Annotated in this window: 14 protein-coding genes; 13 read left to right on the top strand and 1 reads right to left on the bottom strand. The window is 63.3% G+C overall.

The annotated features are described in order from the left end of the window. Positions 1-124 precede the first annotated feature (124 nt). From PBR20603_RS00240 to PBR20603_RS00195, 10 genes are all read left to right on the top strand, one after another. Positions 125-463, top strand: coding sequence for an FmdB family zinc ribbon protein (locus tag PBR20603_RS00240; RefSeq protein ID WP_150557567.1), 339 nt, complete (start codon positions 125-127; stop codon positions 461-463). 114 nt (positions 464-577) lie between these two features. Continuing rightward, on the top strand, positions 578-1,222 hold the full coding sequence (locus tag PBR20603_RS00235) for a DUF502 domain-containing protein (RefSeq protein WP_150557566.1): 645 nt from the start codon (positions 578-580) through the stop codon (positions 1,220-1,222). A gap of 47 nt (positions 1,223-1,269) precedes the next feature. Next, positions 1,270-3,072, top strand: a complete 1,803-nt coding sequence (aspS, locus tag PBR20603_RS00230; protein WP_150557565.1) for an aspartate--tRNA ligase — start codon at positions 1,270-1,272, stop codon at positions 3,070-3,072. 306 nt (positions 3,073-3,378) lie between these two features. After that, positions 3,379-3,843, top strand: a complete 465-nt coding sequence (gene nudB / locus PBR20603_RS00225; protein ID WP_150557564.1) for a dihydroneopterin triphosphate diphosphatase — start codon at positions 3,379-3,381, stop codon at positions 3,841-3,843. 18 nt (positions 3,844-3,861) lie between these two features. Then, the gene (gene clsB / locus PBR20603_RS00220) at positions 3,862-5,019 is read left to right on the top strand and encodes a cardiolipin synthase ClsB (protein ID WP_150557563.1); all 1,158 of its coding nucleotides are present in this window, start codon (positions 3,862-3,864) and stop codon (positions 5,017-5,019) included. Between the two features lie 213 nt (positions 5,020-5,232). Then, complete coding sequence (locus tag PBR20603_RS00215; protein WP_042114608.1) at positions 5,233-5,826, top strand: TetR/AcrR family transcriptional regulator; 594 nt, start codon at positions 5,233-5,235, stop codon at positions 5,824-5,826. Positions 5,827-5,874: 48 nt separating this feature from the next. After that, positions 5,875-7,662 (top strand): acyl-CoA dehydrogenase C-terminal domain-containing protein, encoded by a 1,788-nt coding sequence (locus PBR20603_RS00210; RefSeq protein ID WP_150557562.1) that lies wholly within the window; start codon positions 5,875-5,877, stop codon positions 7,660-7,662. A gap of 17 nt (positions 7,663-7,679) precedes the next feature. Continuing rightward, entirely contained in the window at positions 7,680-10,124 is a 2,445-nt protein-coding gene (locus tag PBR20603_RS00205; protein WP_150557561.1) for a 3-hydroxyacyl-CoA dehydrogenase/enoyl-CoA hydratase family protein, read from the top strand. A 17-nt stretch (positions 10,125-10,141) separates the two neighbouring features. Then, on the top strand, positions 10,142-11,341 hold the full coding sequence (locus PBR20603_RS00200) for an acetyl-CoA C-acyltransferase (RefSeq protein ID WP_150557560.1): 1,200 nt from the start codon (positions 10,142-10,144) through the stop codon (positions 11,339-11,341). A gap of 152 nt (positions 11,342-11,493) precedes the next feature. Then, positions 11,494-12,261: an enoyl-CoA hydratase gene (locus PBR20603_RS00195; RefSeq protein ID WP_150557559.1), complete on the top strand. Its 768-nt coding sequence runs from the start codon at positions 11,494-11,496 to the stop codon at positions 12,259-12,261. A 95-nt stretch (positions 12,262-12,356) separates the two neighbouring features. On the opposite strand, the gene PBR20603_RS00190 is transcribed toward PBR20603_RS00195, so the two are convergent. Next, a complete protein-coding gene (locus tag PBR20603_RS00190; protein WP_150557558.1) occupies positions 12,357-12,776 on the bottom strand; it encodes an acyl-CoA thioesterase in 420 nt (139 codons plus the stop codon). A gap of 195 nt (positions 12,777-12,971) precedes the next feature. On the opposite strand from PBR20603_RS00190, the gene PBR20603_RS00185 reads away from it, so the two are divergent. The 3 genes from PBR20603_RS00185 (at position 12,972) to PBR20603_RS00175 (ending at position 17,581) form a co-directional block, all read left to right on the top strand. Next, positions 12,972-14,876 carry an ABCB family ABC transporter ATP-binding protein/permease gene (locus tag PBR20603_RS00185; protein ID WP_150557557.1) on the top strand — a complete coding sequence of 635 codons (1,905 nt, stop codon included), beginning with the start codon at positions 12,972-12,974 and terminating at the stop codon, positions 14,874-14,876. Positions 14,877-15,052: 176 nt separating this feature from the next. Further along, positions 15,053-16,009, top strand: a complete 957-nt coding sequence (locus tag PBR20603_RS00180; RefSeq protein ID WP_150557556.1) for a LysR family transcriptional regulator — start codon at positions 15,053-15,055, stop codon at positions 16,007-16,009. 285 nt (positions 16,010-16,294) lie between these two features. Continuing rightward, positions 16,295-17,581 (top strand): Glu/Leu/Phe/Val family dehydrogenase, encoded by a 1,287-nt coding sequence (locus PBR20603_RS00175; protein WP_150557555.1) that lies wholly within the window; start codon positions 16,295-16,297, stop codon positions 17,579-17,581. The last annotated feature ends 12 nt before the right edge of the window (positions 17,582-17,593 follow it).

Genomic DNA, 17,593 nt, shown 5'->3' with positions numbered 1-17,593 from the left:
GCGGGCACGCGTCCTGTCTTGATCTTGCGCGTCTGCGGCCCCATATATCTCCGACAAATCCCGAAAGCCTTGTGAAGCGGTTATAATTCAAGGCTTTGCGCGCCTTTTTTCGTCGGAAAGAATCATGCCTATCTACGCCTATCGTTGCGAAACATGCGGTTTCGCGAAGGATGTGCTGCAAAAAATGAGCGATGACCCGCTCTCCCAATGCCCGGAATGCGGCAAGGACACGTTCCGCAAGCAGGTCACTGCGGCCGGGTTCCAGCTCAAGGGATCGGGATGGTATGTGACTGACTTCCGCGGTGGATCGGGCGGCGCGAGTGCGCCGGCTGCGGGCGCGGCGTCGACGTCGCCGGCGCCGGCGGCTTCGTCGGGCGAGGGCGCCTCGTCGGCATCGTCGTCCGGCGGCGAGTCGTCGAGCACCCCGGCGGCTAGCTGTGGCGGCGGTTGCGCCTGCCACTGAGCGAGAACATGACAGTGCACGCCGAGCCTGGCGGCCTGGCGTGCGATAGTACCGATAGCCTCACCGTTGCACCCCGCTGATAACCCGTAGCCGCCAATATTCGCGAGTCCTGCCATGAGCGTTAGAAAACCCGCGCTGAAGACGATTTTCCTCACCGGCCTGCTGGTGCTGGTGCCGCTCGCCATCACGCTGTGGGTATTGGGCCTGATTATCGGCACGATGGATCAGACCCTGCTGCTGCTGCCGGATGGATGGCAGCCGTCGCACCTCATCGGCATGCGTGTGCCGGGCTTCGGCGTGGTGGTCACGCTGGCGTTCGTTTTCGTCGTCGGTCTTCTGGCGCATAATTTCATCGGCCAGAAGCTGGTCGGCTGGTGGGAGGCCGTTCTGACGCGCATTCCCATCGTTGGACCGTTGTATGGCAGCGTCAAGCAGGTATCCGACACATTGCTCTCGAGCAGCGGCAACGCGTTTCGCAAGGCGTTGCTGGTGCGCTATCCGCACGCGGATTCCTGGACCATCGCCTTCCTGACCGGCGCGCCGGGCGGCGATGTGGTCAATCACTTGCAGGGCGATTACGTGAGCGTCTATGTCCCGACGACGCCGAACCCGACGTCAGGCTTCTTCCTGATGATGCGGGCGAGCGATGTCGTTGAACTCGACATGTCGGTCGACGCCGCCCTCAAGTACATCGTATCGATGGGCGTGGTGGCGCCCGCCCACAACCCGCGCCAGCAACGTCCCGGTCCGCTCCTTTGAGCCACCGGGAATCGCCGGCGCCATTTTTTGAAAATCGGAACAGCAAAATGTCCATGCGTACCTCCTACTGCGGTCTGGTGACCGAGCAACAACTGGGCCAAACGGTCAAGCTTTGTGGCTGGGTCAATCGCCGCCGTGATCACGGCGGGGTCATCTTCATCGACCTGCGCGATCGCGAGGGTCTGGTGCAGGTCGTGTGCGATCCGGACCGCGCAGAGATGTTCAAGGCCGCTGAAGGCCTGCGCAATGAGTTCTGCGTGCAGATCACGGGCCTGGTGCGCAGCCGTCCGGCCGGCACCGAGAACGCCAACCTGACGAGCGGCAAGATCGAAGTGCTGTGCCACGCGCTGGAAGTGCTCAACCCGTCGGTCACGCCCCCGTTCCAGCTCGACGACGAAAACCTGTCGGAAACCACGCGCCTCACGCATCGCGTGCTGGATCTGCGTCGTCCGCAGATGCAATACAACCTGCGCCTGCGTTACAAGGTGGCGATGGAAGTGCGCAAGTATCTCGACGCGCAAGGCTTCATCGACATCGAAACGCCGATGCTCACGAAGAGCACCCCGGAAGGCGCGCGTGACTATCTGGTGCCCTCGCGTGTGAACGCCGGCATGTTCTTCGCGCTGCCGCAGTCGCCGCAGCTCTTCAAGCAATTGCTGATGGTGGCCGGCTTCGACCGTTACTACCAGATCACCAAGTGCTTCCGCGACGAAGACCTGCGCGCTGACCGTCAACCGGAATTCACGCAGATCGACTGCGAAACCTCGTTCCTGTCGGAGCAGGAAATCCGCGATCTGTTCGAGAACATGATCCGCCACGTGTTCAAGGAAGCGATCGACGTGGATCTGGACGCCAAGGTGCCGGTCATGGAGTACTCGGAAGCGATGCGTCGCTTCGGCTCGGACAAGCCCGATCTGCGCGTGAAGCTCGAGTTCACCGAGTTGACCGACGTGATGGGCGACGTGGACTTCAAGGTGTTCTCGGTGCCGGCCACGACCGAAGGCGGCCGCGTGGTTGCGCTGCGCGTGCCGGGCGGCGCAGAGATCTCGCGTAGCGAAATCGACGCTTACACCGAGTTCGTGAAGATCTACGGCGCGAAGGGGCTGGCCTGGATCAAGGTCAACGAAGTCGCCAAGGGCCGCGACGGTCTGCAAAGCCCGATCGTCAAGAACCTGCACGACGCTGCGATTGCCTCGATTCTCGAGCGCACCGGTGCGCAAGACGGCGACATCATTTTCTTCGGCGCCGACAAGGCCAAGGTCGTCAACGACGGTATCGGCGCGCTGCGTCTGAAGATCGGTCACTCGGAATTCGGCAAGAGCCACGGCCTGTTCGAAGCCGGCTGGCGTCCGCTGTGGGTCGTCGACTTCCCGATGTTCGAGTACGACGAGGAAGATGCCCGCTGGGTCGCTTGCCACCACCCGTTCACGAGCCCGAAGGACGAGCACATCGACTACCTCGAGACCGATCCGGGCAAGTGCCTGGCGAAGGCCTACGATATGGTGCTGAACGGCTGGGAAATCGGCGGCGGTTCGGTCCGTATCTTCCAGGAAGACGTGCAGAGCAAGGTGTTCCGCGCGCTCAAGCTGGGTGAGGAAGAAGCGCGTGCGAAGTTCGGCTTCCTGCTCGACGCGCTTCAGTACGGTGCGCCGCCGCACGGTGGTATCGCCTTCGGCCTGGACCGTATCATCACGATGATGGCCGGCGCCGATTCGATCCGCGACGTGATCGCGTTCCCGAAGACGCAACGTGCGCAGGATCTGCTCACGCAGGCACCGTCGCCGGTCGACGAGCGTCAACTGCGCGAGCTGCACATCCGTCTGCGTCAACCGGAAGCGCCGAAGGCCTGATAGCCGTACCGCACCGCACGGCAAGCCGGCTAGCGCCGGCGTGCCGACGATCTCGAACCCCCTTGTCCGAAAGGCGAGGGGGTTTTCGTTTTGGGGCGTGAAAAGGACTGTCAGTGCCAACGCGCATTTTGCGACGGGGCGACGAGACGACGAGGCGGCACGGTGCTGACCCCCCCGTCCGGATTGATACGCGGCATTGGAGTAACGAGACCGCACCATTGCCCATTACAATGAGGCGCTCGAGCCGGATCTCGTGTCGCCGGTTTCCCGTTGTTCAAGAGTCGATTTCAAGCCACCGCCGCCTGCATGAAGCCCTTCAAGATTCCCGAATCCGTGCTCGTCGTGATTTATACGCCCGCGCTCGACGTCCTGCTCATCGAACGTGCCGATGCCGAGAATTTCTGGCAGTCGGTCACCGGCAGCAAGGATCGGCTCGATGAGCCGCTGGTCGAGACGGCTGCGCGCGAGGTTTTCGAAGAGACCGGCATCCGCGTGGCGGACGGGACGGCAGTGCCCTCGACCGCCCTGACCGACTGGCATCACGAAATTCAGTACAACATCTATCCGCGCTGGGCGCATCGCTATGCGCCGGGCGTTACGCGCAACACGGAACACTGGTTCGGTCTGTGCGTGCCCGAGAACACCGCAGTGACGCTCGCTGCGCGCGAACATGTCGCCTATGAGTGGCTACCGTGGGAGGCGGCTGCCGCCCGCTGTTTCTCACCTTCGAACGGCGATGCCATTCGGCAGTTGCCGTTGCGCGTGCGCTAGCCGCTGCATCGCGCGCCAATGAGCAAGTATCTTCCGTTCTCCCACGATAACGACCTGACGCTGCTCTATCTCGGTCAGAACTACTTCACTGCGCTTGTCGCGGCGATCGACAACGCTACGCGCGAAGTGGCGCTCGAGACGTACATCTTCGAGGCCGATGAGGCCGGGCAGCATGTCTCTGCCGCGTTGCAACGCGCCGCGCAACGCGGCGTCGCGGTGCATGTGATCACCGATGGCATTGGCACCAGCCGCCGCCTGCCGCTTTTTACCGACTGGCGAGAGAGCGGGGTGATGCATCGAATCTACAATCCGCGTTTGTTCGGCAAGTTCGGTTTCTCGCGTACGCACCGCAAGCTCGCCATCGTCGATCGCGAGGTGGCGTTCGTCGGCGGCATCAACATCATCGACGACTTCAACGGCGGGGGTGGCACCCGGATGAGCGACCCGCGTTGGGACTTTGCCGTGCAATGCCGCGGCCCCATCGTGGCCGAGATCGCCATCGCGTTTCACATTCAGTGGCTGCGCCTCGCGCCGGGATATCTGGGCACGCCGTTTCGTCACAGGCGCCACGGGCAACGTGGACGCCTGAATGCCCCTTACGCGGGTCAGGCCGCGTTCGTCGCGCGCGACAATCTGCATAATCGCCGCGCGGTCGAAAAGGCCTATCTGATGGCCCTGGGGCGCGCGCGTCATGAGGTGTGGCTGGCGAACCCCTACTTCGTGCCCGGCCGGCGGCTGCGACGCGCACTGACACAGGCGGCAGAACGCGGCGTGTCGGTGCATCTGCTGATCGGTCGCAAGGAGTTCCGTCTGCTCGATACGGCTGTGCCGTGGTTGTACGCCAAGCTGCTCGACGCCGGCGTGCGCATCGGCGAGTACGACATGCGTCAACTGCATGGCAAAGTGGCCGTGGTCGACGATGTCTGGGCGACCGTCGGCTCTTCCAATCTCGACGCCTTGTCCCTGTTCCTGAATCACGAGGCCAATGTGGTCGTGCTCGACGACCCGGTGGTCATCGAGCTGCGCGACCATATCCGCAAGGCCTTCGCCGAGGCGCGTCTCATCGACCCCGACCGGTATGGCGGACGCTCGCGCTGGCGGCGCTTCCGTCAGTGGACGGCCTATCGGCTCTACCGCCTCGTGATGAAGGTGCTCACGCGCGGCAAGTACGACTGATTCCTGAGCGTCTGCCGCGCGGCTTCCCGTTGGCCTGCGCCCCCGGCCAGCCCTTGCGCAGACGCCGCCGAAGCCCCGCCCGCCAAGGATACCGATTAGGTATTCCGATCTAATAAATTCCTTGTTCGCCCATGGGTGTCCCCCAATAATAGGACGGCCGTTCGATTTTTTGGTTAGCATCGGGGAACGGATAACGATAGCGATGCCATACACATGCGAAAGGGTGAACAAACACGTGCCGCAATCCTGAATGCCGCGCTGGAGCTGGCGGGGCGGGATGGACTCGAGGGGCTGACGATCGGCTTGCTGGCCGACCGTATGCAAATGAGCAAAAGCGGCGTCTTCGCGCACTTCGGTTCGCGCGAAGACTTGCAGATCGAGGTGCTGATGGAATACCACCGGCGTTTCGAGGAAGAGGTGTTCGCTCCCAGCATGGAAGCGCCACGCGGCCTGCCGCGACTCAGAGCGCTGGTGGATCGCTGGATGGACAAGCGCATTCGCGAAGTGACGACGGGCTGCATCTATATCAGCGGTGCCGTCGAGTACGACGATCGCGCGGCCAGTCCGGTGCGTGAAGCCTTGGTGAAGAGCGTGCGGTTGTGGCGATCGGCCCTGCTGCGCGCCATCACGCAAGCGAAGGAGGAGGGACATCTGCGTGCGGACACCGATCCGCGCCTGATGCTCTTTGAAATGTACAGCCTGACACTCGGCCTGCATCACGACGCGCGCTTCCTCCGGGAGCCAGGTGCCGTCGACATGACCCGGGTGGCACTGGAAAAACTGATTTCGTCTTATCAGCGCGGGTGAGGCGCGAGCCGTCCGCGATTCAATTCGATTTGTTCGGAGGAGTAGGTCATGGGACAGTACAACGCGCCGCTGCGCGACATGCAATTCGTGATGCACGAACTGCTGGGCGTGGAAAACGAATTGAAGGCATTGCCGAAGCACGCGGACATCGATGCCGACACCATCAATCAGGTGCTGGAAGAGGCTGGCAAGTTCTGTAGCGAAGTGGTCTTCCCGCTGAATCAGGTGGGCGATCGCGAGGGTTGCAAGTACGAGGGCGACGGTGTCGTCACCACGCCGACCGGTTTCAAACAGGCTTATCAACAGTACGTCGAGGCCGGCTGGCCCGCACTGGCGTGCGATCCCGCGTTTGGCGGGCAAGGCCTGCCGCAGGTCATCAACAATGCCCTGTATGAAATGCTCAACTCGGCCAATCAGGCATGGACGATGTATCCCGGCCTGTCGCACGGCGCCTACGAGTGCCTGCACGCCCACGGCACCCCTGAGCAACAAGCGACCTATCTGCCGAAGATCGTCTCCGGCGAGTGGACCGGCACGATGTGCCTGACCGAGCCGCATTGCGGCACCGATCTGGGCATGCTGCGCACGAAGGCCGAGCCGAACGGCGATGGCTCGTACGCCATCTCCGGCACGAAGATCTTCATCTCCGCTGGCGAGCACGACATGGCCGCCAACATCATCCACCTTGTGCTGGCGCGTCTGCCGGATGCGCCGCCGGGAACGAAGGGCATCTCGCTGTTCGTCGTGCCGAAGTTCATCCCCGACGCGAATGGCGCCCCGGGTGAGCGTAACGGTATCAAGTGCGGCTCCATCGAGCACAAGATGGGCATTCATGGCAATGCCACCTGTGTGATGAACCTCGACGGCGCGAAGGGCTGGCTGGTCGGCGAACCGAACAAGGGCCTGAACGCCATGTTCGTCATGATGAACGCCGCGCGTCAGGGCGTTGGCATGCAGGGGCTGGGGCTGACGGAAGTCGCTTATCAGAACTCGCTGGTCTACGCGAAAGAGCGTATTCAGATGCGCTCGCTCACCGGCCCGAAGGCACCGGACAAGCCGGCCGACCCGATCATCGTGCATCCCGACGTGCGTCGCATGCTGCTCACGCAAAAGGCCTATGTGGAAGGTGGCCGTGCTTTCTCGTACTGGACTGCGCTGCACATCGACAAGGAACTGTCGCACGGCGACGAAGCCGAGCGTCGCGAAGCCGCAGATCTGGTCGCGCTGCTCACGCCGATCATCAAGGCTTTCCTGACCGACAACGCCTTCGAATGCACGAACCACGCGATGCAGATTTACGGTGGCCACGGCTTCATCTCCGAGTGGGGCATGGAACAGTACGTGCGCGATGCGCGTATCAACATGATCTACGAAGGCACCAACTCGATTCAGGCACTCGACCTGCTTGGCCGCAAGGTGCTCGGCGACATGGGCGCAAAGCTCAAGAAGTTCGGCAAGCTCGTGCAGGACTTCGTCGAGGCCGAAGGCACGAAGGAAGAGATGCAGGAGTTCATCAATCCGCTCGCGGATATCGGTGACAAGGTCCAGAAGCTGACGATGGAAATCGGCATGAAGGCGATGGCCAATCCCGACGAAGTGGGCGCCGCGTCCGTGCCGTATCAGCGCGTGGTCGGTCATCTCGTGTTCGCCTACTTCTGGGCACGCATGGCGCGTATCGCGCTCGACAAGCAAGGCAGCGGCGACAAGTTCTACGAATCGAAGCTCGCCACGGCGCGTTTCTACTTCGCCAAGTTGCTGCCCGAGACCGCGTCGCAAATTCGCATGGCCCGTGCCGGTGCGAAGACGCTGATGGAAGTCGACGTCGACCTGTTCTGAGAGCGGAGGAGATCACCGTGAGCCAAACCAACAAACCCCTGGTAGTACGCAAGGTCGCCGTGCTGGGCGCCGGCGTGATGGGTGCGCAAATCGCCGCGCACCTCGTCAACGCGAAAGTGCCCGTTGTCCTGTTCGATCTGCCGGCCAAAGAAGGCCCGAAGAACGGCATCGTCACGCGCGCTATCGACGGCCTGAAGAAGCTGAGTCCTGCGCCGTTTGCCGACAAGGCCGACGCGCAATACATCGAAACGGCGAACTACGAGGATGACCTCGAGAAGCTCGCCGGCTGCGACGTGGTGATCGAAGCGATCGCCGAGCGCATGGACTGGAAGCACGACCTGTACAAGAAGGTCTCGCCGCATCTGGCCAAGCATGCGATCTTTGCATCGAACACGTCGGGTCTGTCGATCACCGAACTCTCGGAAGGCTTCGACGCCGACCTGAAGTCGCGCTTCTGCGGCGTGCACTTCTTCAACCCGCCGCGTTACATGCATCTGGTCGAGCTGATTCCGACCGCGACGACGGCGCCGGCGATTCTCGATCAACTCGAAACGTTCCTCACGTCCACGCTCGGCAAGGGCGTGGTGCGCGCGAAGGACACGCCGAACTTCATCGCCAACCGCGTTGGCGTGTTCTCGATCCTGGCGGTGTTCGCCGAAGCGCAAAAATACGGCATTCCGTTCGATGTCGTTGACGACCTGACCGGCAGCAAGCTCGGCCGCGCCAAGTCGGCCACGTTCCGCACGGCCGACGTGGTCGGTCTGGACACGATGGCGCACGTCATCAAGACGATGCAGGACGGCCTCAAGGACGATCCGTTCGCCCCGACGTACGCTACCCCGCCCGTGCTCAAGGCACTCGTGGAGAAGGGCGCGCTGGGTCAGAAGACGGGCGCCGGTTTCTACAAGAAGGAAGGCAAGGTCATCAAGGTGCTCGATCCGCAATCGGGCGAGTACGTGGAGTCGGGCAAGAAGGCCGACGAGATGGTCGTGCGCATTCTGAAGAAGGCGCCGGCCGAGCGCCTGCGTCTGCTGCGCGAATCGACCAATCCGCAAGCCCAGTTCCTGTGGGCCGTATTCCGTGACGTGTTCCACTACATCGGCGTGTATCTCGAGCAGATCGCCGACAATGCGCGCGAAGTTGACTTCGCGATTCGCTGGGGCTTCGGCTGGAGCACCGGTCCGTTCGAAGACTGGCAGGCTGCCGGCTGGAAGGACATCGCACAGTGGGTGCAAGAGGATATCGACGCGGGCAAGGCCCTGTCTAACGCGCCGCTGCCCAAGTGGGTCACGTCCGGCAAGGTTGCCGAGGCAGGCGGTGTCCACACCGCTGAGGGTTCGTATGCCCCGGCCAAGGACGCTTTCGTGCCGCGCAGCACGCTGCCGGTGTATCAGCGCCAGGTGTTCCCTGCATCGCTCGTGGGCGACGCCAGCGCCGATCCGCGCAAGTTCGGCAAGACCATCGAAGAGAACGACGCCGTGCGCCTGTGGGTCGACGAGACCCCGGGCCAGGACGATGTGCTTATCGTCTCTTTCAAGACGAAGATGAATACCATCGGGCCGGCCGTCATTGACGGTCTGACCCGCGCTATCGATCTGGCCGAGCAGCAATATCGCGGCGTGGTCGTGTGGCAGCCGACATCGCTCAAACTCGGCGCGCCGGGGGGGGCGTTCTCTGCCGGCGCCGATCTGGAAGCGGCCATGCCCGCGTTCATGATGGGCGGCGCGAAGGGGATCGAGCCTTTCATCAAGAAATTCCAGGACGGCATGATGCGCGTGAAGTACGCGCAGGTGCCGGTCGTCTCGGCGGTCTCCGGCATTGCGCTGGGTGGCGGCTGCGAACTGCTGCTGCATAGCGCGAAGCGCGTGGCGGCGCTCGAGAGCTACATCGGCCTCGTGGAAGTCGGCGTCGGCCTCGTGCCGGGCGGCGGCGGCCTGAAAGAGGCGGCGATCCGGGCGGCCGAAGCGGCGAGCGCGGCGGGCAGCGTGCAGTATCTCCAGTTCGTGACCAAGTCGTTCACCAACGCCGCGATGGCGAAGGTCTCCGCCTCGGCGCTCGACGCCCGCGACATGGGTTATCTGAAGCCGACGGACACGATCGTCTACAACGTACACGAACTGCTGTCCGTCGCCCGCAACGAAGCGCGTGCGCTGGCCATCTCCGGCTATCGTCCGCCGCTCAAGCCGGCCGGCATTCCCGTCGCCGGTCGTTCGGGTGTTTCGACGATCAAGGCGTCGCTCGTGAACATGCGTGACGGCAACTTCATTTCGGCGCACGACTTCCTGATCGCCTCGCGCATTGCCGAAGCCGTGTGCGGCGGCGACGTGGAAGCCGGCAGCCTCGTGAACGAAGAATGGCTGCTGGCGCTCGAGCGTCGTGCCTTCATCGAATTGCTGGGCACGTCGAAGACCCAGGAACGCATCATGGGCATGCTGCAAACCGGCAAGCCGGTGCGCAACTAAGCCGATCGGAGACTGACATGAGCAAACAACTGCAAGACGCCTACATCGTTGCCGCCACGCGTGCGCCGATCGGCAAGGCACCCAAGGGCAGCTACAAGAACACCCGTCCGGACGATCTGCTCGCGACCATCCTCAAGAGCACGCTCGCACAGGTGCCGGATCTCGATCCGAAGGTGATCGAAGACGCGATCATCGGCTGCGCCATTCCCGAAGCCCAGCAAGGCCTGAACGTGGCGCGCATCGGTGCGCTGCTCTCGGGGCTGCCGAACACGGTGGGTGGGGTGACCGTCAACCGTTTCTGCGCCTCGGGCCTGACGGCGCTCGCCATGGCCGCTGACCGTATTCGTGTGGGCGAAGCCGACGCGATGTTCGCCGGCGGCGTGGAAAGCATGAGCATGGTGCCGATGATGGGCAATACGCCGTCGCTCTCACCGTCGATCTTCGAGCGCGACGAGAACGTGGGCATCGCCTACGGCATGGGGCTGACGGCCGAGAAGGTCGCGCAACAGTGGGGTGTGACGCGCGACGCGCAGGACGCCTTCGCTCTGGCCTCGCACCAGAAGGCGATCAAGGCCCAGCAGGCGGGCGAGTTCACGAACGAAATCACGCCGATCGAGATCGTCGAACGATTCCCGAATCTGGCGACGGGCGAAGTGTCGATCAAGACACGCACGCTGTCGCTCGACGAAGGCCCGCGTCCGGATACGTCGATCGAAGGGCTGGGCAAACTGCGTCCCGTGTTCGCGAACAAGGGCTCGGTCACGGCCGGCAATAGCTCGCAGACGTCGGATGGCGCGGGCGCGCTGCTCGTCGTGAGCGAAAAGATCCTCAAGCAGTTCAACCTCACGCCGCTCGCACGCTTCGTGTCGTTCGCCGTGCGCGGTGTGCCGCCGGAGATCATGGGCATCGGTCCGAAGGAAGCCATTCCGGCCGCGCTGCGCGCCGCAGGCCTCACACAGGACCAGATGGACTGGATCGAACTGAACGAAGCGTTTGCGGCGCAGGCGCTGGCCGTCATCAAGGATCTGGATCTCGACACCAGCAAGGTCAACCCGATGGGCGGTGCGATTGCGCTGGGCCACCCGCTGGGCGCGACCGGCGCGATCCGGGCAGCGACCGTGGTGCACGCGCTGCGCCGTCACAACCTGAAGTACGGCATGGTGACGATGTGCGTGGGGACCGGCATGGGCGCTGCGGGGATTCTCGAGCGCATGTAAGCGGGGACGTCGTCGGCAGATAGCTTGCAGACAACGGCTCAAGGCGCCGGGGTGCGGTTTCGCAAATGCGTGGCCGCCCCCGGCGTTGTCATCTACAGCGGGCGATGATCCGGCTTGTCCGGATTCGCGGCAAACCCGAGGAGACACAAACGATGGAAGACGTATTGGTGCAGCGTCAGGGCGCCGTGCAGGTGCTGACCTTCAATCGAGCACACAAGAAAAACGCGATTACCGCGGCGATGTATCAGGCCCTCGCCGAGGGCATTGCCCAAGCGGAGGCCGATCCGTCGCTACGCGTGATCCTGATTCAGGGGCAGCCGGAGGCCTTTTCGGCAGGCAACGATCTCGAGGATTTCCTGAAGCACCCGCCGAAGGACGAGAATGCGCCGGTATTCCAGTTCCTGCGTGCGATCAGCCAGGCGACCAAGCCGATCGTCGCGGCCGTGGCGGGTAATGCGGTCGGTGTCGGCACGACGCTGCTGCTGCACTGCGACGTGGTGTACGCGGCCGAAACGGCGCGATTCTCGTTGCCGTTCTCACAACTGGCGCTGTGTCCTGAGGCGGCGTCGAGCTGGCTGTTGCCGCGCGTGGCGGGTTACCAGCGTGCCGCCGAGAAGCTGCTCTTCGGCGAGCCGTTCGACGTGAACGAGGCGGTGGCGATGGGTTTCGTCAATCGTATCGTGCCAGCGGCCGAACTGGCGGACTACGCTGCGAAGCGCGCCGCGCAGTTGGCCGCCATGCCGGCGGGATCGCTGCGCGTCACCAAGCAGTTGATGAAGGGCGACAGCGCACGCGACGTACAGCAGCGTATTCAAGAGGAAGCGCTGGAGTTCGGCAAACGGCTTGTTTCGCCCGAAGCGCGCGAAGCCTTTACGGCGTTCTTCGAGAAGCGTAAGCCCGATTTCAGCCAGTTCTCGTAACCGAGGCCACCGCCGGGCACATCGGCTGGGTGGCAAAAGCATGAGCGCCGCACGTCTCGTTTCGCGAGGCGGCGGCGCTTTTCGTTGGCGCTGGTTCAACCCAGCGTTTCGAGCTTGGGCAGCGGACGCGGCCGGCGGTCTTCGTCGGTCGCCACGTAGGTCACCATGGCTTCGGTGACTTTGACGATCTCGTGCGACAAACGCATGCGCTGCGCATACGCCTCGACGTAGACGGTGATCGAGGTATTGCCCGTCTTCACGATTGTGGCGTAGAAGCTCAACAGATCGCCGACGAACACCGGCTCCTTGAACAGGAACGAGTTGACGGCGATGGTCGCCACGCGGCCGTTGGCGCGCTGGGCGGCGGGGATCGAGCCGGCAATGTCGACCTGCGACATGATCCAGCCACCGAACACGTCCCCATGGGCGTTGGCGTCGGCGGGCATTGGCAGCACGCGCAACGCCAGTTCTTTTTCTTCGGGCAGGGCCGTGAGGGCAGGGGTCGGGGTACTCATGAGATTCCTTGCGTGAGCCGGAAACAGCGCGGAAGACGGGCATTGGCAGGTGGCACCGGTCATTCCGAGGGCCTCCACGGGCGGGAGGGCCGCCCGGCGTCGGCTCAGCATGAGACGCCGGGTTCTGCGAAAATACGCCATCGACGATTTTAGCGGAAAGCCCTCTCGCGAGCCGGACGCCGCCCCAACTCCATCATGAGACGTTTCACTCCGGCCGAGCCTGCGCCGGCGGCTTCGGGTGCCTCGAAGCCGCCTCGCGGCGACTGGCAAGTCATCAAGTCGCTGTTTCCCTACCTGCTCGAATTCCGCGGACGCGTCACGCTGGCCCTGTCGTGCCTCATTCTGGCCAAGGTGGCCAACCTCGGTGTGCCGATCATCATGAAGCACATCGTCGATGCGCTCGGCCCCGTGGCGTCGCTCTCGGCGACGGCCCGCGCGACGGGCGATCCGAGTCTGATCGTGGTGGGCAGTCTCGGCCTGCTGGTCGTCGCTTACGGGATCGTGCGCCTGTCCACATCGCTCTTCACCGAGTTGCGGGAAATCCTGTTTTCGAAGGTCACGGAGAGCGCCGTGCGGCAAATCGCGCTCAAGGTGTTCCGTCACCTTCACGCGTTGTCGCTGCGTTTTCACCTGGAGCGCCAGACAGGCGGCATGAGTCGCGATATCGAGCGAGGCACGCGAGGCATCCAGTCGATGATCTCGTATTCGCTCTACAGCATTCTGCCGACGCTCATCGAAGTGACGCTCGTCCTCGGCTTCTTCGTCGTGCGTTACGACGCTTTTTACGCCATTGTCACGCTAGTGGCGCTGGTGTTCTACATCGTATTCACGGTGAAGGTCACGGAGTGGCGAACGCACTTTCGCCGCACGATGAACGAACTCGACTCGAAGGCCAATGCCCGCGCCATCGATTCGCTCATCAATTACGAGACGGTGAAGTACTTCGGTAACGAAGCGTTCGAAACGCAGCGTTACGACGAGAATCTCAAGCGCTATCGCGCCGCAGCGATTCGCTCGCAGAACTCGCTTTCCGTGCTGAATTTCGGGCAGCAGGTCATTATCGCGAGCGGGCTCATTCTGATTCTCTGGCATGCCACTCAGGGGGTAATGAGCGGACGCATGACGCTTGGCGATCTGGTGCTCGTCAACACGTTCATGTTGCAGCTCTACATTCCGCTGAACTTCCTCGGTGTCATCTACCGCGAACTCAAGCAGGCGATGACCGACATGGATCGCATGTTCACGCTGCTCGACGTCAACCGCGAAGTGGCCGATCCGCCGGGCGCGCAGCCGCTTGTCTGCCACGGCAGCACCGTGCGCTTCGATCACGTGAATTTTGGCTATGAGGCGTCGCGCCAGATCCTGCATGACGTCGATTTCACTGTCGCGGCAGGCACCACCACGGCCGTCGTCGGACATAGCGGCTCGGGCAAATCGACGCTCTCTCGTCTGTTGTTCCGCTTCTACGACGTCGGCTTTCCCGGCGTGCCCGCAGGGCGCATCACCATCGACGGTCAGGACATTCGCGATGTGACGCAGGATTCGTTGCGCGCGGCCATCGGCATCGTGCCGCAAGACACGGTGCTGTTCAACGACACCATTTACTACAACATCGCGTATGGCAATCCGTCCGCCTCGCGCGAGGAAGTGATGGCGGCGGCGCGCGCGGCGCACATTCACGATTTCATCGAAAGCCTGCCGGCCGGTTACGAGTCGATGGTCGGTGAGCGCGGCCTCAAGCTCTCCGGGGGAGAGAAGCAACGCGTGGCGATCGCCCGCACCATCCTCAAGAATCCGCACATTCTGATTTTCGACGAAGCGACCTCGGCACTGGATTCGCGCTCCGAGCAGGCGATTCAGTCGGAGCTGCGCAACATTGCCCGCGAGCGCACGACGCTGGTCATCGCACACCGCCTCTCGACGGTCGTGCACGCGGCGCAGATCATCGTGCTCGACAAGGGACGTATCGTGGAGCGCGGCACGCACGACGAGCTGCTGCGCGCCGAGGGGCTGTATGCGCAGATGTGGGCGTTGCAGCAGCAACGTCGAGGCGGGGAAGGGGATGCCGAGGCGTCGCATTTTGCCACGGTCGTTTCCTGAGCCCCGGCGGGACGAAGACGAACGAGGCGAAGGGCTGCGAAGGGCTGCGAGGGGCGGCGAGGGGCGGCGAGGGGGGCGAGGCGTCGGTGCAGCGCCGGATGATGGGCGCAGGCCTGTCATCCGGGCGGGCGATTGAGTAGACTAGCGCGCTGACATCGCCGACGCGGGAGTACCGCATGGAAATCAAATGGCTCGAGGACTTCGTGTCGCTCGCCAAGACGAACAGTTTCAGCCGTTCGGCCGAGTTGCGTCATGTGACGCAGCCGGCGTTCTCGCGCCGTATTCAGTCGCTCGAGGCGTGGCTCGGCAGCGAACTCATCGACCGTTCCAGCTACCCGACGCGCCTCACCCCGGCCGGTGAGGTGTTCTACGAGCAGGCGCTCGCACTGCTCTCTCAGGCGCAGGAAGCCCGCGCCTTGCTGCGCGAACAGCGGTCGGCCGATCATTCGGTGCTCGATTTCGCCGTGCCGCACACGCTGTCGATGACCTTCTTCCCTCGCTGGCTCAAGACGCTGGAAAAGCGCTTGGGCCTGCTGCGCAGCCGTCTGCGCGCGCTCAATGTGCACGATGCGGCCATGTCGCTGACCGACGGCGGCTGCGATCTGCTGATGTGCTACTACCACCCGAGCCAGCCGCTGCAACTCGATGCGGCACGCTACGAGATGATCGTGCTCGGCAGCGAACGCTTCAGCCCCTACAGCGCCCCAACGCCGCAAAAGCGCGCCCGGTTCAAGCTGCCCGGCACGCCCGACGCCCCGGTGCCCTACCTCGCTTACACGTCAAATGCCTATCTGGGACGCATGGCCGATCTGCTCGCCGGCGACGCGTCGAGTCCGCCGCATCTGGACAAGGTATATGAGACGGATATGGCCGAGGCGCTCAAGGCGATGGTGCTGGCCGGACACGGCGTCGCCTTTCTGCCGGAAAGCGCAGTGGTCGACTCTGTCGCACGGAACGAACTGATCGATCTCGCCCCGCCGGGCAAGGCGGCGGCGCCGTGGCATCTGGATATGGAAATCCGCCTGTACCGCGACCGTCTGGCCTATACCGACGCCAGCAATCGGCGCGAGCGCGCCAAGCGCGACGTCGTCGAAGCGTTCTGGCAGGCTGTGCGCGATCAGGTCAAAAGCTGACGCCGCGTCGGTCCCAGGGCTTTGCCCCGGGGCATTTCCCATCCTTGCCGGGAAAGCCCTGTCCCAAAGCCGGGGCTCGCCGATGCCCGGCCGTTTGACCGTTTTCGCAGGCATTCGCGTGGCATAAGGGCGAAATAGCCGTCAGGTCAAAACTATGCACGAAATGCATAGATGCATGTTTATTCGGCATTGGATTGTTCTTTGGGGTTCTTTGTAAAGTGCGAGCCATTCGTGTCGCAAGCACGTGTGTGCGTGCGGCGCTGATTGAAGCCGGAGAATCCAACGATGTCGCAAACGTCACATGCCTTGCCTTCTTACCTCGACGCCGAGCACCTCGGCCCGTGGGGTAACTACCTTCAACAGGTCGATCGCGTCACCCCCTATCTGGGTTCGCTCTCGCGCTGGGTCGAAACCCTCAAGCGCCCGAAGCGTATCCTGATCGTCGACTGCCCCATCGAACTCGACAACGGCACCATCGCCCATTTCGAGGGCTATCGTGTCCAGCACAACACCTCGCGCGGCCCCGGCAAGGGCGGCGTGCGCTTCCACCAGGACGTCACGCTTTCCGAAGTCATGGCCCTGTCGGCCTGGATGTCGGTCAAGAACGCGGCCGTGAACGTGCCGTACGGCGGCGCCAAGGGGGGTATCCGTGTCGACCCGCGCAAGCTCTCGCGCGGCGAACTCGAGCGCCTGACGCGTCGTTACACCAGCGAAATCAACATCATCATCGGGCCGACGAAGGATATTCCGGCGCCGGACGTCAACACCAATGAGCAGATCATGGCGTGGATGATGGACACCTACTCGATGAACGAGGGGTCCACCGCCACGGGCGTTGTGACTGGCAAGCCGATCTCGCTGGGCGGCTCGCTCGGCCGTCGCGAAGCGACCGGCCGCGGCGTGTTCGTGGTGAGCTGCGAAGCGGCTCGCCGCCTGGGCATGGACGTGCGCGGTGCGCGAGTGATTGTGCAGGGCTTCGGCAACGTGGGCGGTATCGCCGCCCGTCTGTTCCATGAGGCGGGCGCGCATGTCATCGGTGTGCAAGATCACACCGGCACCATCTACAAGTCGGACGGCCTCGATGTCGCGAACCTGCTCAAGCACGTGGCCGAGACCGGCGGTGTGGGCGGCTTCCCGGCAGCCGAGACCATCAAGGACGACGAGTTCTGGTCGCTCGACTGCGAATTCCTGATTCCCGCGGCGCTGGAAAACCAGATCACCGAGAAAAACGCCGACAAGATCCGTGCGAAGGTCGTGGTCGAAGGCGCCAACGGCCCGACGACGACGGCTGCCGACGATATTCTGCGCAGCAAGAACATTCTTGTCGTGCCGGACGTCGTGGCCAACGCTGGCGGCGTGACGGTCTCGTACTTCGAGTGGGTGCAGGACTTCTCGAGCTTCTTCTGGACCGAAGAAGAGATCAACCACCGTCTGGAGCGCATCATGCGCGAGGCGTTCGATGGGGTGTGGAACGTGGCGCAGGAACACAAGGTTTCGCTGCGCACCGCCGCATTCATCGTGGCGTGTACCCGTATTCTGCAAGCCCGTGAGATGCGCGGCCTGTACCCCTGATCGGGCGGTGCT

This window comes from Pandoraea bronchicola (genome assembly GCF_902459805.1).
Classification (GTDB): Bacteria; Pseudomonadota; Gammaproteobacteria; order Burkholderiales; family Burkholderiaceae; genus Pandoraea; species Pandoraea bronchicola.
Note: the sequence above shows the minus strand (reverse complement) of the source record. Positions and strands in the feature narration are given on the sequence as shown.